Here is a 22,674-nt window from a genome sequence, read left to right as displayed (position 1 = left end):
AAAAACATAATAAAAAAGCAGACTTCCATACAAGAAGTCTGCTTTTTCATTAATTACTCCGCTTCCGCATTTTGCAAGTCAGCGACATCAGTCAGATAAGTGGCTTCATCCAACAAATCTTCCGAATGTGCAACATAAATCGCAGTGGCGCTATCACCCACCACGTTTAGGCTAGTAACGAGCATTTCGATTGGACGATTAATGGCTAAAATTAATGAATACGTCGCAATCGCAATCTCATTGTTATAGTTTAAACCAGTTAAAATAGTGAAAAGGATAATTCCGCCAGCGCCAGGTGCCGCCGGTGTACCAATGGATGACATTAAAGCTAAAATGGCAATCAAGGCAATATTAGCTGGTGTCACTTCATAACCAGCTACGCCCGCTACAAAAATAGCCGCAATTACTTGCATAATCGCTGTGCCGTTCATATTAATAGTCATTCCTAACGGCAAGACAAAGGCGGCAACATCGCTGTCGACACCTAACTCTTCAACCGTTGTTTTTGTATTTAACGGTAAAGTGGCTGCCGAAGAAGAAGTAGAAAATCCAAAAACCACAACTTTCATAATCTTTTTAATAAAAGGAACAGGATTTAATTTTGTCGCAAATAAGATAAATAATGGGTAACCGATCATCAAAAAGGCTAAGAGCGTCGCTGTCGTTGTTACAACGTAGACTAACGCTGGTTTTAAATAATCAATCCCGTAAGAAGCAAACGTCCGAACTAACAACATAAAGACGGCGATAGGAGCAAATTTAGTAATTACAAAGGTTAAAAATAACGTGACCATCGCATTGACTTCTTCAATTAATTTTTTGAAAACACGAATTTTATCTCCTAATGCATTAATACATAAACCAGTAATCACTGCCAACACAACAACGGCTAAAATCGCACCATTGTCGCTAAATGCAGAACCGATATTTTTCGTGACAGCATTGACAATCACCATTAATGGGTTGCCGCTCGTACTTACTTCGACAGGAGCTAGCGTTTCAGATAACGACACATTAAAAGCGCCAGTTAAATATACGCTATAGCCCACAATTCCAGCCGTTAATAGAGCAATCAGTGACATCGATAAAAAGCCAAAAATCGTTTTATAGGAAATTCGTCCTAATTTTTGCGTATCGGTAATATGACAAATGGCTAAAGTAATTGAAGTAAAGACCATCGGCACAATCACTAATTGTAGGCCGTTGATAAATAGTTGACCAATAATATAGAAAAGCCCAATCGCAGATTGTCCTTTTTCAGGATCTGAAATATCTTGGAAAAGAATCTGATTGATTGTCTGCCACACAGCGCCTTGATTGCTGCGAATAAGGTGCTCTCTTAAAAATAAAAAGCCGAGCCCAACGATTAATCCTCCCACCAATGAAATCACCATTTTTTTGGTAAATGAGATACCTTTCACTTCACGTTTTTTCTTTTCCACTTTGTTGCCTCCCAAATAAATTGATTAAGCACCGCGCAAAAAAAGCCTTGCACACAAAAAAAGGGCAAGACATCTCGTATCATTCACTATACAAAAATACAGAATTTTACAGAACTTTGCCTTGTTAGCCTCTCGGACTATCTTAAAGGTACTTTTCCACATACTAAGGGAAACTAAGAGAATTGTCAATTCTTTTTTACTTAGGGGGGGTGTTATTTTTGAAGAAAGAAAGGAAAGAAACAGACGTTTTTCATTTTTTGTTTAATGATTGTGTTAAAATAATCATTAGTAGAATAAGTGAAAGGAAATATTACCTTTCTATATGATAGGAGAGTATTTTTAATGAGAAGTGATCGACATCATAATAACAAGTATTTAGGAATAGTGATTGGATTATTAATTGTTATTATTGGATTATTAGTATTCATCTTAGTGAATGGGCAAACAAATTTAAAAAGAAAGACGGTAGAAGAAGTAGATGCAACACCATCTTCCTCTACAAAGACCGTTAGCAGTTATTCAAGTACCTCAGTGGTGCAAGAAAGTGAAAGTAGTTCAGCAGTTACTACTATTTCAGATGAAGAAAATGTGGCTGCAGAAGCAGTAAAAAAACTCTCCACTAGCCAACGTGCGGCGCTAGTTATTTTGGGTGCGCCTTCAGGATGGCGGTTTAATGGCTATCCAGCTCAAGAAAATTCGAATCAATCAGTTCAAGAGATTGCTTTGTCCAATATGAATACCATAACGTTAACCAAAGTAAGTAGTAAGTTAAGTGATAACACTAGTGAAAATGATCAAATGTTTTTTGCAACTGGAAAAAATATACAAGGTGTTGGCGGTGTTCCTTCGCAAATCTATGCGTTCGGACGTGATGGGGAAATGATTTACTATTATGTTGTTAAAACGAAACTGGATAATTCATCCGCTCAACCAACAGCGATAAACTTGGGACAAGCTAATATGAATAAAATTTGGAAAAATTTTTTTGATGTGGGTGATTTAAGTAGTATGAATCGAGTGGCGGATCAGATTGTTATAAAGTAATAGAGCACTGATTTAGAAAAGGAGTTAAAGCGTATGTTTAATCATCGTCACCAAAAAAATAAATACTTCTTTGTTGTGATTATACTGCTACTAGTCATTATTGGCTTACTTATTTTTCTTATTGTTACTGGTGGGACAAATTCTGAAAAACAAACAAAAAGTTCCAGCAAAACAACCCAAACAACAAAAATTAGTAAAGAGAGTTTGAAAACCATACCTCAAACAATGAGTTCACAGCAAAATAGTTCAACAAGATTAAACGAAATGAATTATACGGAGTCAGAGAAGCGAGCAATAACTAATGAATTTCTGCTCTGGGCTAGTAAACGAGCAGAAATTGGTGGAATGGCTGTTACCACTAGATTTTTTGATCATGGAGCGAGTGGTAAAGGTGATTGGTATGCATTAACACCAGATCGGCAAGCTATTTTAGTTCAGCGGCAAGATCCATCTAGGCAAAATAGCTACCCTATTCAAGCCTTGGGTGGGGTAACATTTTATACTTCGAAAGATGGCACCTTGGGCCGGTCTGATAAAGTAATGACTTCGGCTTTAGCAGCAGGCTATAATGAAGTTGCTGATTTAGGAAAACCAATTATAAAATATTTACTTGGTGATGATGGTGAAATTTATGAATATCACAGTAGTGGTTCTTTTACAGATGGTTTTTATGAGATGGATGATAAAGGCAATCGGCAAGAAAATGGAAGGCCTATTCAAACATTTACCCTTTCCGCAGATACCGCAGCCAAAAAAGAGCTACAACGGATTCTTTTGCAGTATAATAGAAAATAGAAACGAAAGAACAGGCACCAACACAAAGGAGGTATTTTTATGAAAGTCACTCAACTTTCTAGTGAAACCCTTGACCGAGCGCATGAACGTTTTGAAGAAACACTTGCGCAAATGACCGTTGCCGAAGCAAACACGATGCCCGCACCATTAATCAAGTCTGTTACTTGGCTGATGTGGCACACAGCCAGAGAATTAGACCTACAAATTTCCGCACTTAATCATAGTGAGCCGTTATGGCTTAGCCAACACTGGACAGAAAAATTTGCCTTGGATTTGCCAGATGAGACAGAAGACTGGCATCACACACCAGAAGAAGCGGCGAAAGTCGTGGTGGCAGAAAAGCAATTGCTTAGTGACTATTTGGCTGCTAGTGTGGCACTTACCAAAAGCTATTTAGACCAAATCAAAGAAGAACAATTGTCAGACGTGATTGATAAAAATTGGACCCCGCCGGTGACTAGACAAGTCCGTTTAGTTTCAGCGATTGATGATGCAGTGATGCATTCTGGGCAAGCCGTTTATACACGAAGATTAGTCATTGGAAAATGATAAATAAGCAAAAACAAAAATGCTTCTGCTTAAGCAGGAGCATTTTTTATTGAGAGAAAAATACATAAAAATAATGAACGAAGAACTGTCCACTTTTTCCCTAGTTGAAACGTTGTATAAGTGAAAGGAGAAATCAGATGAAAAAGGAGGCAAATTTTGACGAAGTACTATTTTCTTTGGGGCAAGAAGTCATCCAAGTCTTGATTCGCCGAGGAGCAAGTCTTGAAGATGCACAAGATGCAGTGTCGCAAACGTATACAACGATTTTTTCAATATTACCTGAAATTACATCAGAAAATCTACGCCCGTGGTTTTTCCGAGTAACATTTAATTACTACATTACGATGTATCGAAAAAAGAAACGAGAACGCACTTTTGTGGCAAACAGCCATCCTGTGCAATCAATAGAAAAAATGGAAGGGCAAGAGTTATTATTATTGATCGATTCCTTAAAAGATGAGGAACAAGAACTATTACTTTTGAAATATTATTATCAATTATCGTATGCCGAGATTGCGTTGATTTTAGAATTATCTGTTGAAAATGTTCGCAAAAAATTGTATCGCACACGTCAAAAATTAAAAAAAGAACTGGAGGAATAGAAGTGGATTTAAAAAAAAGTATTCGTAAAGCGAAAAGAAAACAATTTATCGTGATTGGTGCTATAACCGTTGTTAGTTTTGCCGTATTGTTTGTCGGTTTTTTTGTGGGAATGGATAAACTTTCGACGAAAAACTATCATACCCTACTAGAAGTAATTAATGATCAAGAAATGATTGCTTCACCAAACACTCAATTAGATTCCCAAGTAATTGCTAATAGTTCGCCTTTTGGGGGCGAAGTTGTGACCAATCGTTCAAAAAATATTGATGGTTACACGGTGGAGTGGAGTAATTTACGTAGCAGATATAGCTTTTTCAGAAATTCGATTGACTGGAATGAAGTCTATCCTGGTAGCTATTATTCTTCTAAGAATTTTTATGAATACAACCGACAAACCAAGCAGAAAGTAGCATCTTTTTATAACCCAGCGATTACCAATTACTATGGTGGTATCAAAAACGAATTAAGTGAATTAGATAAAATGGAAAACCAAGTAGCGGAAGTGGCGATTTCTTTTGATAAACCTTATCCATATGAAGAAGTCCGCAAAATGTTACCGAGCAATGTCAACTTAGTTTGGCTCTATGTTTACTCCGAAACGGTTAATGAAGCAGAAGGTCCTTCTGGTACGCTGCCTTATGGTTTTCAATTAAGCATGGACGATCAAAACGAAATATTTGATCCTGAAAACGACAAGCAACACTTTTTTGAAACCTTAGAAAAATCCCCGTTGTTTGCTGACAATCAAGAAGGCCAAAAGTTTATCCAACAAAATAAAAATAAAAAAGTCGAAAAATTACCTATTTGGGGAGTCATGCTTACCGGACAAACTAAAAATTTCAAAGCCTTACAAAATGAACCTTTTGTTCGTGGTGCTTCAATTGGCGTGACCGCACCTATCGTTCCCTATATTCAGCCAGAGAAATAAACGTTTTTCAGAACTCTAAGCCTTCCGACTGATTTTGCTTCAACGATATTGTCAGTAAAAATAGAAAACGTTATAATAGAATGGATCACAGGAAGTGCTTCTACAATGCGTGGGAGCACTTTTTTTACTTATCTATGAGGAGGGCAAGTGAATGTTTTTTAATTTTATTGGGTTAACGTTATTTTTTGGTATCGGGATCTTAGTTGCGAATGGCGCTAAAATTGTAGCGAATAAAGGGAAAAAGAGTAAGGGGACCATTCTATTAATGGCGATGGAATTGCTCTTGTTAGGTATCTTTTTATTTGTGACTTTGCCAAGTAAAAATCTTTCAACCGTGTTATGGATTAATCTGATTGGCGCAGTGATTGCTAGTGGGGTGTTATTAAGTACGCGCTTAGCTAGTAAAGTCGAAGTTCCTGGTATCCAAAAGGGCCGCAAAGAAGTAGGGAAGAATACCAACAAAACGGTTAACAAAGACTGGTCTGGCAAAATTTTGGGTGTTGCCGTTTTGGCAATGATTTTGTTGACCATTGTCAGTAGTATTACCAGAATTTCTTCTATTGATGAAATTTATCAAACGATTCCTTTAAAAACGGAAGAAAAAGCTGAAGTTTTAACTTCGGCGAAAGAAACACCCATTGCGATTGCACCACAAACGGCGAAACGAAAAATGTTACAAAAATTTTCTGTCATTCCCAATTCCAATATGTTTACTTTGGATGGTATAACAGCACAAGTCGTCAATGGCGAGTATGTTTATGTAGCAACAGTCGAATTTAATAGCTTCTTTAAATGGCTAAAACTGGGGGAAGTACCTGGCTATTTCATCATTAGTGCGACAGATATCAACGCACAGCCAGAATTTGTAGAAAAACCAATTGTTTATACTCCTTCAGCTTACTTTGGCAAAGATGCCGCACGAAAAATTTATTCCGCTTATCCAGGTTATGCAGCAACTGGCACAATCAATTTAGAGCTGGACGACCAAGGGAATCCTTACTATATTCAAACGCTTTACAAAGAGTATGGGGTTTCTGGTCGCATGCACTATAATGAATTTAAAACGGCGGTATTAAATGCTACAACAGGAGAAGTTAACGTTTATGACAGTCAAAAAGCCCCAAGTTTCGTTGATGCGCCGATTACTAGCTCAGCGGCGAATAGCTTAAATGAATTCTTTGGTCGTTACAGTCAAGGCTGGTGGAACCAGACGATGTTTGGTGCCAAAAAAGATGTTAAAATTCCAACTGAAAATGGTATTTATGCATCAGGACAAATTACGCCGATGATGAACAAGGAAGGGAACCAGTTGCTTTATTTTACGGACTTTACAAGTAGTGAAAAAGACCAAGATTCCGCTTTAGGTTATTCCTTAATCAATGCCCGAACAGGCCAAGTTACGTATTATCGTGATACTAAAGTCGGCATTATGGATAGTGATGGCGCCATTTCTATCGCCTCGAAAATTTATCCAGAAAAGAAATGGAAAGCTAGTATGCCAGTCCTTTATAATATTGATGGCGTGCCAACGTGGATTGTTTCGTTAATGGACAGTAAAGGGATTTTCAAAAAATATGTCTATATAAACGCCGTAGATAATGATATTGTGATTGATGCAGACACGGCACAAGGCGCATTAGACGCTTATCGAATTGAATTAGTAACCAAAGGAAGCAACAATGAAAATACAGACAAAGCCAACTTGAAAACGATGCAAGGTAAAGTAGCTCGTGTCTCAGTAGTAGCTGGGGAAGCGCAAACGGTAGTTTCATTTTTACTAGAAGATGAAAAAACCATTTTTAGCGTAACAACTAATAACAGTCCGCTGGCGCTATTCCTAAAAGAGGGCGACCAAGTGACATTTAAAGCCGTAGTGACTGAAAATGCTAAAGCAGCGAATGTTGAAGAATTGAAAATTGCAGGATTAAACTAAGAGGTCGGGACAGAAGTGTTTAACTCCGAGAAATAAGAAGGAATTTCCGAAAATTGTTCTTTAATTTTTGGAGAATTTCGGCTTATTTCCGAAGGAGTTGCTTTTGTTCCCGCCGTTTATCAATTTTTAAGCCTGGAACAAAAATCCAAAGTGATTTTTGTCCCAGGCTCTCTTGGAAAAGAAGAAAAATCCACTTATTTCTGCTATGATAAGAGAGAAAAAGAATACGAAGGAGCTTCGCCCATGCGCAACATAAAATTAACCATTGAATACGATGGTAAAAGATACTCAGGTTGGCAACGACTAGGCAATTCAGAGAAAACGATTCAAGGGAAAATTGAAAGTATTTTAACACAAATGACAGGTGAACCGATTGAAATTATTGGCTCAGGCAGAACGGATGCCGGCACACATGCACGTGGTCAAGTAGCGAATTTTAAAACGACTAGTTCACTAACAACAACCGAAATGTTATCCTTTTTAAATCGATATTTACCTGGCGATATTGTTGTTAAAGAAGTTACAGAAATGCCTGAACGTTTTCATGCACGGTATAACGCCACAGGCAAACAATACAGCTACTATGTTTGGAATAGCCCAATTCCTAATGCCTTTGAACGGTATCATAGTTTTCACTTTCCCAAAGCGTTGGATCAAGAAAAAATGGAACAAGCTTGCCAAAAATTAATAGGGACCCATGATTTTATTGGCTTTTCAGCATTGAAAAAAACCAAAAAATCAACTACTCGAACGATTGAAAAGATTACGATTGAAAGAAGCGGCGAAATGTTACAGTTCACTTTTGTGGGCAATGGTTTCTTGCATAAAATGGTCCGCATCCTCGTTGGGACACTTTTAGAAATTGGTGCAGGCACCAAAGAATTAGCGATAATTGACGAATTATTCGCAACAAAAGTCCGAGAAGGCGCAGGTGAAACGGCTCCTGCACAAGGGTTATTTTTAGATGAAGTGTATTATAAATAACAAAAAAATAAATTTTCTTTAACCACACCAATTAAAAAGTTGAACTTCATCTAAAAAGTGCTAACGTTAAGAAGAGATTAACAATAGAAAGAGGTCATTTTTTTGCTATCTTTACTTATTTCTGTCAAAAAATTATTTTCATCTTTTTTAGGTATCTTAAAAAAAGAAGACACTCGTGCCTTGTTCTTTTTATTGGCAACCACGTTGTTGAGTGGGACCATTTTTTATTCAACAGTGGAAAAATTGTCGCCATTAGATTCGTTATATTTAAGTTTCATGACGTTAACCACGATTGGTTATGGAGATGTGCATCCAGTTACTGACTTGGGAAAAATTTTCACCATGGTTTATGCTACAGTAGGCTTGGGGATTATGGCTATGTTTATTTCGGTCGTAGCAAAATCCTACTTGTATTCTAAACAAAGTCATCACCACCATCACCATAAAAACAAAGAACATTCAGCGGAAAAGTCTTCAGAAAAATAGACGAAATTGAGGAGTTGACCAAGTGTTTCTCGAAAAATGAAAGTTTTTTGAGAAACACTCTTTTTTTATCTTAATAATTATGGTAGTATGTCCCAAACTGTATTTTATTTTAAAGGAGCGTGAAGTGAATGGTCAAAGCGATTCGGAAATTATCGTTAATTCAAAAAATCATGATAGGGATTGTGATTGGAACCACCTTGGGTTTCTTGGTGCCAGAATGGACCTTCATCAGCGTTCTTGGTGAATTGTTTGTGGGCGCCTTAAAAGCAATTGCGCCGATTTTAGTTTTTGTCTTAATTATTGCGTCGCTAGCCCAACAAAAGGCTGGGGCGAAAACATATGTTGGATCAATTTTAGTTGTGTATCTGTTAGCGACATTTTTGGCAGCTGTTGTTGCCGTGACGGCAAGCTATCTGTTTCCCGTTAAGATTGTCTTGGAGGCGGCGCAAGAAGCGCAAGCAGCCCCAACGCAACTTAGTGATGTTTTAAGCAATGTGTTAACAAGTGTTGTCCAAAATCCGATTCAAGCGATGATTGAAGGCAATTATTTATCTGTTTTATTTTGGTCCTCATTAATCGGCATTGGGTTACGTCAAAGTTCGGTCGCTACCAAGGATGTGATTGCCAATCTTTCGACAGGGATTACCACGGTCGTTCAAATGATTATCGGCATTGCGCCAATTGGGATTCTGGGATTGGTGTTTCATTCGGTGGCAACCACAGGCATTGCAGGGTTAGCCAAGTATGGCCAGTTATTATTATTGTTAATTGGTACGATGGCCGTGGTTGCTTTAGTCGTTTATCCAGCGATTGTTTTTTGGAATATTCGGCAAAATCCGTATCCGTTAGTCTTTTTTGTATTAAAGGAAAGTGCGATTCCCGCATTCTTTACACGCAGTTCTGCGGCCAATATTCCCATTAATATGGAATTGGCGAAAGCAATGGATTTAAATGAAGAATCTTATGCGGTCTCTATTCCGCTAGGCGCAACGATTAATATGGGCGGCGCAGCCATTACGATTACCATTATGACATTGGCGGCAGTCCACACATTAGGCATGTCCGTGCCAATCTATTTAGCATTATTGTTGAGTATCATCGCCGCTGTTTCTGCTTGTGGGGCTTCAGGAATTGCTGGTGGTTCCTTGTTGTTAATTCCGCTTGCATGTAGTTTGTTTGGCATTTCCAATGACATTGCCATGCAAGTCGTCGGCGTTGGCTTTATCGTCGGCGTAGTCCAAGATTCCATTGAAACAGCGTTGAACTCTTCTAGTGACTTGTTGTTTACCACCTCAGTTGAGTTAGCAGACCGACGTAAAAATGGTGAAAGTATTGATGTCAAAGCGTTAATTGGCAAAAGTCAATTGGTGGTCGAACAAGAAAATATTTAAAAGAAAGGAACAACCCGCTAAAATGCGGGTTGTTCCTTTCTTTAATAATCTCGGCCCCATTTTTTTCAGGGGCCACTGAAATTATCGACCATTTTGTGAAGAAAATCCTCTCTATAATAAAGGTATCAAGTAAATAGGAGGTACACGAAATGAAATGGTATCAACTTTCCTCAACAAAAGTAATCGAGCAGACTAAGACGAAGCAAACGGGTCTTTCTAGCGAAGAACGTCAGCAACGTTTACAAACGAATGGTCCAAATAAAATTGAAGAAAAACAACAACTGAAAACGTGGCAAAAGCTAGCCAAACATTTTACAGATTTACTAATGGTGGTCTTACTCGCTGCAGCAATTCTAAAATTTGCCACAGGCGAAGTGGTTGAAGGAAGTATCATTTTTCTAGTGGTACTTGTCAATGGCTTTGTCGGTTATTGGCAAGAGCGTAAAGCAGAAGAATCATTAGACGGTTTAAAACAGATGATGGGCCAAGAGGCAGTTGTTCTAATTGATGGACAAAAAACAACCGTTTCTTCTGAAACATTGGTTCTGGGGGATGTAGTCACGTTACAAGCAGGCGATGTAGTCCCAGCAGATTTGCGCTTATTTGATGTTCATAATCTGATGATTGAAGAATCAATTTTGACAGGCGAATCAGAAGCCGTGGAGAAAATTACCGGTTCCTTGAATGAAGAATTGCCAACAGGCGATCAAAAGAATTTGGCTTTTTCAGGAACTCTTGTCCAAGCGGGCTCAGCCTTGGGCGTTGTAGTAGAAACAGGAGATTCCACTGAAGTTGGAAAAATTAATCACGCGTTGCAGTCAGTAGATCAAAAAACAACGCCGCTCGTGCGTAAAATGCACCAATTAAACAAGCAAATTTTCCAAGGGATTATGGTTTTGATCGTGTTTCTGATTTTCTTTACCACTTTTCGTCATGGCATGGAATGGAGCCTCTTATTTTCTGCGATGATTGCATTAATTGTAGCAATGATTCCAGAAGGCTTACCTGCTGTGTTAACGATGATTTTATCGATGGGTGTTCATGAGATGGCTAGAGAAAATGCGATTATTAAAGGCATGCCTTCCGTTGAAACATTAGGTTCAATGACAGTTATCTGTTCAGATAAAACAGGAACGCTAACTAAAAATGAAATGACGGTAATGGACGTAGTGACTGAAGAAATGACCATTGTCAAAGAGATTATGGCCAACTGTCAAGAATTGAAATTACAAGACCAACAAAAAATCGCTGACTTGCAAGGGAATCCTACCGAGTTAGCTTTACTACAATATGTTGATCAGGATCAACTGTCTTTACGCCCTGTAGAAAAGAAAATTCCGTTTAGTTCAAGTTACAAATACATGGCCACTCGCCATCCGCAAGCAGAAGGTTCAATTATTTATGTCAAAGGTGCGCCAGAAGTATTGTTACAACTTTCTACGTTATCTGATAATCAAAAAGGTGCTTGGCAAGCACAAGCTGCGCAATTAGCGCAAAAAGGACAACGGGTATTAGGTTTCGCTTATAAGACAGTTACGTCACAACAGAAACTGACACATGAAACATTGTCAGGATTGACGTTTGCTGGACTGGCAGGCATCATCGATCCACCAAAAGAAAGTGCCATTCAAGCCGTCAAAGAATCTCAAGAAGCAGGTATTTCCGTCAAAATGATTACCGGAGACCATAAAGATACCGCGCAAGCCATTGGCGAGCAAGTTGGTTTAAAGCATACGAAAAAAGTCCTTGAAGGATTAGAAATTGATGCTATGTCAGATGAAGAATTAGCTCAGCATGTTCAAAAAGTCGATGTGTTTGCACGAACGACGTCAGAACATAAATTACGAATTGTCACGGCTTTACAAAACAATGGTGAAATTGTCGGGATGACCGGCGATGGCGTGAACGATGCGCCAGCACTAAAGAAAGCCGATGTCGGAATTGCCATGGGAATTAAAGGAAGTGAAGTAACCAAACAAGCCGCAGATATGGTTTTGGCAGATGATAATTTCCATACGATTGCTAAAGCTGTGAAAGAAGGACGCCGCATTTTTGATAACTTGAAAAAGACGATTACCTTCTTCTTGCCAACCTCTTTAGCACAAGGTTTAATTGTTGTCTGGGCGCTTTTAATGAATCATCCTCTACCGTTGACACCTGTCCAGATATTATGGGTAAACATGGTAACTACGATTACTTTGTCTTATGCATTAGGTTTTGAAAAAGCGAGTGCTGATACCATGAAACGACCACCAAGAGATGTCAACGAAGGCATTTTAACAAAGTACAGTATTTTTAGAATCGTCTATGTGTCGGTACTCATTATGGTACCAGGTTACCTTATGGCGTTACAATTTGAGGGCCAAGCCTTACAGCAAACGTTCCTCTTACAAAGTATCGTCTTAGCGCAAGCAGCGTATATGATCAACTGTCGTAAGTTGGTTGATCCGTCGTTAAGCACAGGCTTTTTCCAAAATAAAGTGTTGTTTGCTTCATTAGGAATCCTCTTTTTACTACAAGCGCTAGTAGTTTACTGGCCAGTAGCGCAGCAATTAATTGGCACAACTTCTTTAAATGGCCTTCAATTAGCAATGATTTTCGTCCATGTTGTGAGTCTGTTTTTCCTTGTTGAAGGGGAAAAATATATAACCAAACGATTCATGACGAAAGAAAGCCAAAAAACTAGCGAATGTCCTCGCTAGTTCCTTTAAAAATAAGAATGAAGAGTGAGCTCTGCTAGTCGGCGGAGTTCATTTTTTGTTGGAATTAAAGAGAGATAAAAGACAGGAAGATCAAGATGATCCAAGGGGAAATTGGAAATAATTATGTCGGCTTCATTTAACGTCAACTGGCTTAGTTCCACATATTCAATGGCTTGTAATTTCACACGAGTACCTAAATAAGCAGCTAATTCTTGTTGTAAAAAAGCTTTCCAAGCAGGTTCCCCTTGAAAGAGGAAATAGGCAGTCATCGTTTGCGTCTGAATAGAATAACTGGCTTGTTTTTCTAACAAAGAAGCCAAACTAAGAAAATAAGTTGGTTCTTCAATCGTGGTGTAGCGAGATAAAATCTCCAAAAGTTCTTGGTTGCTCTTTGATAACGCAAGGTCCTCCGCGGCTTGTTCAGTCATTAATTCTTGATATTCCAATTGAAATTGCTCAGAAAGTGTTGGGGACTCGGTATATTTAATGAATAACAATAACAGATTATCCAATAAATTTGTTTGGATTAAATCAGGCCGGGCTTCTTCAGTGGACAAATTAGTGACAAACTGTTGTAACGACTTTCGCAGCTGACTGTAATGAGTGTGGAGCGCAGAAGCCAACGTTTCGCCATAGACATTATCGTAATTCCAACTTTCTAAGAAACAAAAGAAGGCGAAAAAACTTTCTTCTCCTTGCAAATAGATGCCTTCAGAAGCATAAAGTTTTGCCAAGGACGGTTGATAAAGTTGAAACAAGACATCTTTTGAGTCAAAAGAAAATTGACTCACTCGGCAATTGGCTTTGTTGCGAATCGTGTTAATAAAAAACCAACAAGCGCCAAAAATTTCTTCCGTTTCCACCGTCAACTCACTATTGTAAACTTGTTTCAAAAATTGAAAATAATGCTCCTCATGAATAGAATAATCGTCAAAAAAATAATTATTATGAGTAAAAGGCACCAACAAACGGTGATAAAAAATCCGAATATTGCTTTCTGCCCCGATTAGCTGAATGGTCGTCGTGGTTAGCTGAATCGTTAAATGAAAATCACGTAAGGCCAGATTCATTTTTTTGATATGTCGCTTCAAAGTTTCATAAGAAACACCACTAGTGCTCAAAAAAGAAGTTGTCACTAACTCTTTCGTAAATAGTAGCTCTTTTAATAGCTGAATACTAATGGATTGAGGTAAAAATAATGACCAAAGCTCATTGGTTTGCGCATTCCCCTGATTACGTAACCGAATACCACTGCTATCGGTTTCAATGGACCAGTCGGCGGGTAATTGACTGCGAATATACTGTAAATCCGAAAAAACGGTTCGCTCTGTCGTTTGGATTTGCGCGGCTAAACGCTTGGCTGTCAGCTGGGGAACATTTAACAACTGTTCCAACAAACGAATTTGCCGAAGCAAATCTTTTTCCGTTATCACACGTTTTAACATGGAGTACATGGCAAAACCTCCTTTTGCTTAAGAATACGGATAAAAAGGGGATTGGTCAATTAAAAAAAGAAGCGAATCGTCATTCGCTTCTTTTTATTCACTATACAAAAATATCAAATGTATGCAAAACGGCTGACAATAAAATGGTTACAACAGCCATTCCTGATACAAAGCCGACAGCACCAGGAACAAACGGAGGTAATCGTTTAGCAATATAGCTACCGACAGGGGCCGCACTGATTCCTGCTAAAACGGCGATGGTCAGGGAAAGCCAAAAGCCACCACCCATCATTAAAATCACACCAGGAACAATACTGACCAGTGGCATAAACGTTGGATACCAACCTTCTTCAGCGAAATGTTTTCGATAAAGAAAAACACCAACAGCCGAAGCAATCATTTGTCCCATTAAAATGTCAGGAACCAAGCCAGAACCATTTGTAATATGATTAATATTGACAAACCAATCTGTTAAAACGCCTAGAATTACCAAACCTCCAACTAACTCATTTCCATAAAACCAAGCTTCGGAGAAGTCAGCAAAAGTGCGTCGTATTGACCATTGAAAGGTTTGCGTATTTTCAATTTTAGGTTGTTTTTGCCGCTTCTGAGCGATTGGTGCAACAGAAGGAACCATCCAAGGAAGTTGATGACAGATGGCTGAAACAATCCAGCCAACAAAAGCCATTGTGGTAACGTTGGAAACTGTCCCAGGTACATTTAAAAGGGGCATCAATTGCGCATTCAGCCAATTGGCAAACGGAAAGGTGAAAAGCGCACTCAACAGAGAAATCGTTCCTAATTTTTTCCAGCCAGGACCATAAACGAGCGTTAAAGCTGGCGGCGTGCCGACCACCACAATAAACGTTGGTAACCACAACACTTCTTTTGTAAAAAAGCGTGTAAAATCAAAAACATAAATAGTTAAAAAGATGGAAAGTAGCTGAGAAGCAAGTACCCAAGGCCAAGCACCAGAGCCACCAGCAATTGCAAATCCCTGCCATTTTGAATTTTTCCGATAAAGTTGCCAAGCAATCAGACCGCCGATTAGTAAGAAAAGCGTTGTAAAAAGTCCACCGTAAAATTCCCCTTCCGTGAAGTTCATAACAAAATAGATAAATTTGTAAAATCCCTGCTGATTCACTTTGGTAACTACGTCATTGTAAGGAAAAAAGTTAGACACATGTCGAAAGCCATTCATGATCCAATACAGGAACATTCCCAAAAAAATTTTTACAACAAGAGCTAAAACGGCTTCGTAATTGATCGATTTATTTTTCATATGATCGCTCCAAAAAAAATGACATTTTACTAAGTTTTTGAAATTAGTTTATTTTAGCTACTAAAGCTTTTAGTGCCTCGTTAAAGACATTTGCTGGCGGATTAGTCAATCCAGCGCCAATCATACCAATCCCCGGTTCTTTATGAGCAATAGCAGTATTAATGACAGGCAGCATCCCTGTTTCTAAGACTTTTAAGACATCGATGCCTGAAGGAATCCCCATAAAATCTAAAACAGGAATCGTGACATTGGGATTTTCTTTCGTAGTAATTTCCAGCATTTCTTTTGAATAATTCAATGCTTCTGCCACTGTTCCGCCAACTAATGGGACAATTGCTGGTGCAGCTGCCATAGCAAATCCGCCAACACCATATGTTTCTGTAATAGCACTATCGCCCATATCCAAACCAGCATCTTCTTGTGTGTAACCAGCAAACATCGGACCAATCACCCGTTGGGCAGGCCCCGTAAACCAGTGATTTCCGCCAATCCCACTGACACGAATCCCAAATTCGACCCCATTGCGACACATGGTGGTGACAATTGTACTATTCTCCACATTATGCCCAGCATCTAACGCACATTTAGCGGCGCCCATCCAAGTCGGACCAGAAAAATAGTCAGAACTGCCAAGAAATTCAAATACTTCTTTTAATTGTTCACGAGAAAAATCAGTTTGAACCATGTAAGGTGTTAATGCTTGGACTAACAACGTACTTCCAGCTACATTGCGATTATGACACTCATCACCCATATGCAAGGCTTGCGAAAGCATTAAGCGTAAATCAATGCCTTCTGGACAAAAAGTCATGGCATCATGAAGTAATGGACCTAAAACATCGCGCATCCAAATCAGGCGATCCACGACGGATTGATCATTTGCACCAAATCGTAAAACTTTCGCCAATTGTTCACTTAAATTAGTAAAAGCCGTGTTGCCGTACGTTTCATTTTTGATAATATGAACGTACATATTCGGAGAAGTCACGCCAGCCATGGAACCAACGGCATCATGTTCATGACAAGGAGAAAACGTAATCGCGCCAGAACGAGCAACCCGATCGGCATCAGCTAGATCTTTTGCTAATCCTTCAAAAACAAGCGCTCCTTGAACGGCACCTTTCATCGGTCCGCACATATTTTCATAAGTAATGGGTGGCCCAGCATGTAAAATGGTCGTTTCAGTCATATCGGGCATGACATTAATTGCTTTATCAAATCCTACTAAAATAGGTTTTGATTGAATAATGCGGGTAACCGCTTCTTCGTTGGCTTGTTGGATTTTTTCATAAAGTGTTGGATTTTTTAATTGATCCAATAATTTCAATAGCTCTGGGTCACCATTGGCTGGCGGTGCCCAATTTACTTGATGTGAAGGAATCCCTTGTTTTTTCATATCTTCATGAATAAAGTCAATGCCTACATTGATCGTATCTAAAGGCTGTTTAAAAAGATCATTTCTGCTCATGTTCGTTCGCTCCTTTTACAAAAGTTTTGGTGGCTTCGCAAAGTTGATGACTGCTGTCGACAACGAGAACCTCTAAATCTTCTAAAATTTTCCGCTGTTCATGAATATCTTGTGGATCTTCTTCGGTCCCTAAAACATAGCCAATAATGGCTAACTCACGACCATCTGCTTTCGCTATTGCTTTGGCTTCCTTTAACGCCTCCGCTAACACGCCAACAGGATTTTCGTGAGAACCATAACCTAATTCAAAATCTAACGCTAAAACTGCCACTTCAGGATCTTTGGCTTCTTGAAGAATGCGAGTAATCCGAAAAGTCGGATCGATCATTGGATGTGGGCGTCCTTCTGTGAAACGATCATCACCGAAATCAATCAATGTATGTGCTTGGCTGTGGTCAGGATTTGCTAATTGCCGTTCAGGAATTTTATGAATATTACTATAAACATCATCAGAGACTTCTGTTAAAGCATATAAAAGTTCATCACAAAGAGTGCCACCACAGAACAACCCACGAACAAATTTTTGAGAAGGGGCTTGTTGCTGTTGGATGGCTGTTAACGTTGCGCCTGTCGGATTTTGATAGAGGCTGGTTTCCGCTTCCTGTGTTTGACTAAATTGAATCACCTTTTGAACTGCATCCAGAGAAGAAGTAGCAAAAGTGACGTTGTCTATTTTTCGTTCCGTTTGTTCACTGCCGATAAAATAAATAACAACTGGTTTAGTTGAAACAGCTAATTTTTTTAAAATTTTCTCTGTTACTTCTGGAGCAGGCGGTTTAGAAATAAGCAAAATTGTCTTAGTTTGTTCGTCAGCCATTAAAGCATCCAGCCCGTCAAGCATCATCAGCCCACCAATTTCAGCAGACAAATCACGGCCACCAGTACCAATTAATTGTGAAATCCCATAACCATATTTATGGATTTGGACACTAACTTCTTGGCTACCTGTACCAGAAGCGCCGACAATTCCAATATCTCCTGAACGTACCTCGTTAGCAAAACATAACCCAACGCCATTAATAATCGCTGTTCCACAATCAGGACCCATCACAAACAGTTCTTTTTCGTGTGCTTTTTGTTTTAACGCTAATTCCTCGTCAACCGTCACGTTATCACTAAAGAGCATGACGTGTTTTTGCTGATCTAAAGCTTTATGCGCTTCCCGTGCAGCAAATTTTCCATTGACAGAAATTACAACTAAGTTGGCATCAGGCTCTTCATGAAGGGCTGAATCTAACGTCTTATAGGTTACTTCAGAAGAAGCGGTTTTCTTTTTCTTCGTAAATAACTCGTCGACTTGCTGTAAAATTTCTTCTGAGTTCGCTTGGTCATCAAGATCTAAAACAATTAATAAATCACCCGTTGTAACATGATCCAAGGCGGGTGTATATAAACCAACATTCCGAATCACTTCAAGATTCATGTCGGTTCCCATCCCAATCATTGCGGTTTTAACTCCAGCCAGTTCATTGGCTCGTGTTGAAATGGTCATTAAAGTAACTGAATCAAAATAGGCGTTCTCTTTAATTACTGTTTGAATTGTCATGATTATTCTCCTCACAAAATAGTTTTAAACCAAAAATAATGCCGCAAAGTATGTCGCTTCCTGAAGTTGAGCCCACCTCCTCTAAAGCTGAAACCGCTTGAGCCATTTCGTTTGTATTTCCACTTTCAATTGATAAAAAAACACGCTGAACTAGCTGAGAAAACCGCTCGTTCACTGCTTCATGGATTTCCGCATAACTGACCGCATTCGTTCGTTCCTTGGCTAGCACAGCCAGCTGTTGGAAATTCGAGGGAAGCTGCTGTAATGCAGAAAAACTAGCAATTAATCCTGTGATAAAATCATCGCCAGTGGGAGTTAAACCAATCCCCAATCCCAAAATCTTCGTTAAACAATCAAGAGCTATTTTAAAAGATTTTTGCTCCCAAGCTTGTTGAAAATGAACCATTTCTTTTTGAATCTGGGTCCGACTATAAGAATCAAAAAGAAAGGTTGACGACGAAGCAGGAAAAAGCGTTTGCCAAGGATTGAAACGAGTTTGCTGAATATACGTTAAAAAAATAGCTATTTTTGTTTTACTGGGTGTTAAATAAAGTGGCGTTGGTTGCCAAATTTGGGCATCGGCTAGGGTTAATTGTCGTCGGCCTAACCGGATAAACAGGGGCTCAATTTGGACAGGTAAATCAGCGAAATGGCTAAGTTTTTTTTCATCGAGTATAATCGTGTTAGGTGCTATATGTTCGGGATGCGTTGAAATGGTCAAGAGAATTTCTTGGGTGTCTACATGACCATAATTAATAGCGTGCGTAAAACATTGCAAGCTAGTCAATGTTTGATGAGGGAGTTTCGATAAAATCGTTTGGTCATAAGCTAAAATTTTTGTCATTCCAACGACCTCCTTTTTAATAGCGCTTTCACAACTTCATAATAAAAGAATCCAGCACGCTAAACAATTGCTAAAAATGACATTGATTTACAAGTTTGAATGGACAATTTGTACATTGGGAGGATAAATGATGTTAAAAGTGAGTGATTTATTAACGTTAGAAGAATTACCTGGCATTACCTTAGTGGCAGGACATAAAAATCAGGACCAACCGATTTTAAAAGTCAATATTTTAGAAAATCCTGATATTTTAGATTGGCTAACAGCAGGTGAGCTGCTGTTAACGACAGGGTACATATTTAAAGATGATCGGAAATTACAGAAAAATTTTTTGAAAGAACTAGCCAAACACCATTGTGCTGCCTTAGGATTTAAAACCCAACGTTATTTTGAAGAAGTTCCACCAGACCTAATCAAATTAGCAGATGAAATGAACGTTCCTATTTTAGCAATTCCTTACAATTACACCTTTTCGCAAATTGCTGACGTGTTGAAAAGTCGTGTCACGTTAGAACAATTTGACATGAATGCGCAAGAAACCGCATTGCATAATAAAATTTACCAAATCTTAGAAACGGGAAGTAGCAGTTTTCATTTGCTGCAGGATCTAGCAGAAACTATTCAAAATCCTGTCTTGTTATTGAATGACCACTTTGAAGGAGTTAATTTTTTTGACTTGCCTAAAAATCCAATTCGTATTTCTAGCATTTTAGAAGATAGACAAGAAACCTCAGAGTTCCAAAAACAATTGCTGGAACAAAGTCATCCATTACTACGCTTTTATCAAGAACCGATTCATTTACAGTTGAAACTCCAGAACCAAGTGGTGCCAATTGAAATTTATCCAATTAAAAAGAAAAATGTTATTTTATATTATTTACTCGTCTGGAACACCTTGGCCCCATTACGACCAGTCGACGTGGCTCATTTTAAAATCACAGCTCATTACTTACTTTTACAATTGCAATTGGAATACTCACGGAAATTTGAAGAATACCAACAACGAAACGAATTATTTTTTAAGCTGATTGCGCATGAAAAGAGGGATCAAGCTGTTTTCCAACAATTTCAACAGTATTATCGCTTGGCAATAGATAAGCCCTATGCGATTTTGCTAATTTCATTAACCTTAAATGAACGCCAAAGGCAAGAAAGAATGTCTATTTTAGGTAACCAGCTAAACCAAGTTATCTTAGGGGACAAACAAAAAATTGTTTGTATTGAAATTGACAGTTCCTTTGTCTTATTAGTTGAAAATCCACCTGAAAAAGAAGGCGATTATCTGAAAATGATGCAACGCCTAGCACAAAGTAGTATAAATCAGTTAATGAAAGTACAAGAAGATGTGGAACTTTTCCTAACAATAGGACCTAAGATTCAAGGTCTGACCCAGATTCATGAATCGTATCAACAAGCGATTGACGTTTTAGCCTTTCAACGCCAATTCGTTGCAGAAAAACCTGAAATGAGGATTGCTTCCTACGCGAATTTTCATCTTAGACAGACATTGCAACGTTATTTTTTAGCAGAAGGACAAGCAATCCTCAGAAAAAAATATCTTCAACCATTGCAGAAAAGTGATCAACAGCAACATACCGATTTTGTCCATACACTGAATGTCTATTTTCAATCAAAACGAAACTTGTCTCAAACAGCCAAAAAGCTCTTTATTCATCGTAATACTTTGTTACAACGATTGGAGAAAATTGAACAGCTAGTGCTGTTGGATTTTGATAAGGAAGTGGGCTTGTTGGCGCTGGAAGTGGCGTTGTTTGTGGGAACTTAAGAAGCAATATAAGTGGCGGTTTTTAATTTAATGGAATATATATAGCTAAAAGAAACGATTATACAAGAAGGATAATTTAATCAATAAAAAATGGAATCTTTTCATAACCTCAATTTTTTTCAAAAAAATAAATCCTTCCCAAAATCTTCAAACACAAACCACTAACTATCTGCTACTATAAAGAAACAACTATCATTTGGAGGAAGTATGCGTAACAGAAAAATGTGGACAATTATCGTCAGTGGGTTATTTTTAAGTAGTATCATCGCGGGAATTTCAGGAGCGTTTTTAATCATTGAAGGAGAGCTAACGACTCTGCTCTGGGAGGTGTTGCCAGCGCAAATGAAATGGCCAATCCTCTATTATTTTATCTTGTGTGTGCTAGGAGCGTTGGTATTAAGTTATCTGAAGAAACGCTTCGGACAAGTACCACAAACGGCGCACGAGGCGCTGACAGAATTGAAGGCGAAACAATCGGTCGATTATTCAGGAGTGTTTAGAAATTTATTGGCTGCCTTGGTAATTTTAATTTTCGGGGCTGGTGTCGGTCCTGAAGCCGCATTGTTGGGAGCAATTATTTCGTTGTCAGTCTGGCAATCTGATAAGTTAAGGTACCTTTATTTTCATTATGACGAGCAAGAACAGCAAGCATTTAGGACAAAAATTCAGCGCTTGCTGCATCCGCAACAGTTTGTTCAGCGCTACGATACGATGCTCGCTCCTGTAGATAAAAAGAAACTGAAACAAGTGATGAACGGGTTATTTATTGTGAACGGGTTGGTGGTGTTTACCTTTTTAATGAAATTGGTGGGACACCCATCGTTTATTACGAAGTTAGGAACTGGAAAAGTTGAAATGGCTTCGTTATGGCTGATTTTACCCGCTTTATTAACTGCTTTTGTGATTGGTAACGCCTATCAATGGTTGCAAGCTGCTCTGGCTAAACTATGCCAACCTTTTGAAGAAAAGCAAAGCATACTGGTAAGTTTAGGCGCAGCTTGTATTTTTCTCTTTGTTATTTTAATGCCAAGATTACTATTTTCAGGACAATCTTTTATGCATTTAGTTCCTAGTTTTGGTAGTCAACAAGCCTGGTATATCTTGGTGGTCGCTGCGATAATGAAACTAGTATTTTTACAAGTTTGTTTACAGACAGGTTGGATAGGTGGCGATATTTTTCCCGTCGTTTTTTCAGCTATTTTAATCGGGTTTGCGGTCGCACAATTTTTCCCAACAATTGACTCGCTTTTTGTTGTCGCAATTTTTGCTACGAGTTTAACAACCCAGATTTTAGGGACGATTCTTGTACCAGGCATTTTTGTGGGGCTCTTTTTCCCAATCACGCTTTGGCCAGTTGTAGTCCTTGTGTTATTTTTACAATGGCTATTGAAAAATAAAATTATTAAGAGTAACTAGAAAAACGTCAAATCGACTTAGGGGATTAAG

General features: G+C 38.6%; 18 protein-coding genes. 12 read left to right on the top strand and 6 right to left on the bottom strand.

Going from position 1 to position 22,674, the window contains the following annotated elements; genetic code table 11:
- Positions 1-53: 53 nt before the first annotated feature.
- Entirely contained in the window at positions 54-1,457 is a 1,404-nt protein-coding gene (locus IGL17_RS11780) for a dicarboxylate/amino acid:cation symporter (RefSeq protein ID WP_002387350.1), read from the bottom strand.
- Positions 1,458-1,784: 327 nt separating this feature from the next.
- Between IGL17_RS11780 and IGL17_RS11775 the strand changes: the two genes are divergently transcribed.
- The 10 genes from IGL17_RS11775 to IGL17_RS11730 all read left to right on the top strand — a co-directional run bounded on the left by IGL17_RS11775 (position 1,785) and on the right by IGL17_RS11730 (position 12,857).
- Positions 1,785-2,486, top strand: a complete 702-nt coding sequence (locus IGL17_RS11775) for a hypothetical protein (protein WP_010776159.1) — start codon at positions 1,785-1,787, stop codon at positions 2,484-2,486.
- Between the two features lie 33 nt (positions 2,487-2,519).
- On the top strand, positions 2,520-3,281 hold the full coding sequence (locus IGL17_RS11770) for a hypothetical protein (protein WP_016618057.1): 762 nt from the start codon (positions 2,520-2,522) through the stop codon (positions 3,279-3,281).
- 39 nt (positions 3,282-3,320) lie between these two features.
- Entirely contained in the window at positions 3,321-3,830 is a 510-nt protein-coding gene (gene gst / locus IGL17_RS11765) for a DinB family glutathione transferase (RefSeq protein ID WP_002361063.1), read from the top strand.
- Positions 3,831-3,967: 137 nt separating this feature from the next.
- A complete protein-coding gene (locus IGL17_RS11760; protein WP_002383292.1) occupies positions 3,968-4,432 on the top strand; it encodes an RNA polymerase sigma factor in 465 nt (154 codons plus the stop codon).
- A gap of 2 nt (positions 4,433-4,434) precedes the next feature.
- Entirely contained in the window at positions 4,435-5,361 is a 927-nt protein-coding gene (locus tag IGL17_RS11755; protein WP_002380928.1) for an anti-sigma factor, read from the top strand.
- 151 nt (positions 5,362-5,512) lie between these two features.
- Positions 5,513-7,294 (top strand): hypothetical protein, encoded by a 1,782-nt coding sequence (locus tag IGL17_RS11750; protein ID WP_016618056.1) that lies wholly within the window; start codon positions 5,513-5,515, stop codon positions 7,292-7,294.
- 243 nt (positions 7,295-7,537) lie between these two features.
- Positions 7,538-8,278, top strand: coding sequence for a tRNA pseudouridine(38-40) synthase TruA (gene truA, locus IGL17_RS11745; RefSeq protein WP_002409191.1), 741 nt, complete (start codon positions 7,538-7,540; stop codon positions 8,276-8,278).
- Between the two features lie 102 nt (positions 8,279-8,380).
- Positions 8,381-8,764 (top strand): potassium channel family protein, encoded by a 384-nt coding sequence (locus tag IGL17_RS11740; RefSeq protein WP_002355036.1) that lies wholly within the window; start codon positions 8,381-8,383, stop codon positions 8,762-8,764.
- A 128-nt stretch (positions 8,765-8,892) separates the two neighbouring features.
- Positions 8,893-10,155 (top strand): serine/threonine transporter SstT, encoded by a 1,263-nt coding sequence (gene sstT, locus IGL17_RS11735; RefSeq protein WP_002359106.1) that lies wholly within the window; start codon positions 8,893-8,895, stop codon positions 10,153-10,155.
- 149 nt (positions 10,156-10,304) lie between these two features.
- The gene (locus tag IGL17_RS11730) at positions 10,305-12,857 is read left to right on the top strand and encodes a cation-transporting P-type ATPase (protein ID WP_016618054.1); all 2,553 of its coding nucleotides are present in this window, start codon (positions 10,305-10,307) and stop codon (positions 12,855-12,857) included.
- A gap of 5 nt (positions 12,858-12,862) precedes the next feature.
- Here the strand turns inward: IGL17_RS11730 and IGL17_RS11725 are convergent, their stop codons facing one another.
- The 5 genes from IGL17_RS11725 to IGL17_RS11705 all read right to left on the bottom strand — a co-directional run bounded on the left by IGL17_RS11725 (position 12,863) and on the right by IGL17_RS11705 (position 19,442).
- On the bottom strand, positions 12,863-14,302 hold the full coding sequence (locus IGL17_RS11725) for a helix-turn-helix domain-containing protein (protein ID WP_016618053.1): 1,440 nt from the start codon (positions 14,300-14,302) through the stop codon (positions 12,863-12,865).
- A 100-nt stretch (positions 14,303-14,402) separates the two neighbouring features.
- Positions 14,403-15,584: a hypothetical protein gene (locus IGL17_RS11720; protein ID WP_078126726.1), complete on the bottom strand. Its 1,182-nt coding sequence runs from the start codon at positions 15,582-15,584 to the stop codon at positions 14,403-14,405.
- 43 nt (positions 15,585-15,627) lie between these two features.
- On the bottom strand, positions 15,628-17,052 hold the full coding sequence (locus IGL17_RS11715; RefSeq protein WP_002355045.1) for a DUF1116 domain-containing protein: 1,425 nt from the start codon (positions 17,050-17,052) through the stop codon (positions 15,628-15,630).
- Complete coding sequence (gene fdrA / locus IGL17_RS11710; RefSeq protein WP_016618051.1) at positions 17,039-18,598, bottom strand: acyl-CoA synthetase FdrA; 1,560 nt, start codon at positions 18,596-18,598, stop codon at positions 17,039-17,041. The genes IGL17_RS11715 and fdrA overlap by 14 nt, the downstream gene beginning before the upstream one ends.
- Positions 18,576-19,442: a DUF2877 domain-containing protein gene (locus IGL17_RS11705; RefSeq protein WP_010713751.1), complete on the bottom strand. Its 867-nt coding sequence runs from the start codon at positions 19,440-19,442 to the stop codon at positions 18,576-18,578. Before IGL17_RS11705 ends, fdrA begins: the two co-directional genes overlap by 23 nt.
- Before the next feature lie 127 nt (positions 19,443-19,569).
- On the opposite strand from IGL17_RS11705, the gene IGL17_RS11700 reads away from it, so the two are divergent.
- Both IGL17_RS11700 and IGL17_RS11695 read left to right on the top strand, forming a co-directional pair.
- Entirely contained in the window at positions 19,570-21,228 is a 1,659-nt protein-coding gene (locus IGL17_RS11700; RefSeq protein ID WP_016618050.1) for a PucR family transcriptional regulator, read from the top strand.
- 207 nt (positions 21,229-21,435) lie between these two features.
- On the top strand, positions 21,436-22,644 hold the full coding sequence (locus IGL17_RS11695; protein WP_016618049.1) for a chloride channel protein: 1,209 nt from the start codon (positions 21,436-21,438) through the stop codon (positions 22,642-22,644).
- Positions 22,645-22,674: the final 30 nt, after the last annotated feature.

This window comes from Enterococcus sp. AZ088, from assembly GCF_051714845.1.
In the GTDB taxonomy this organism is placed as follows: domain Bacteria; phylum Bacillota; class Bacilli; order Lactobacillales; family Enterococcaceae; genus Enterococcus; species Enterococcus faecalis.
This window is presented reverse-complemented; position numbering and strand designations above follow the sequence as displayed.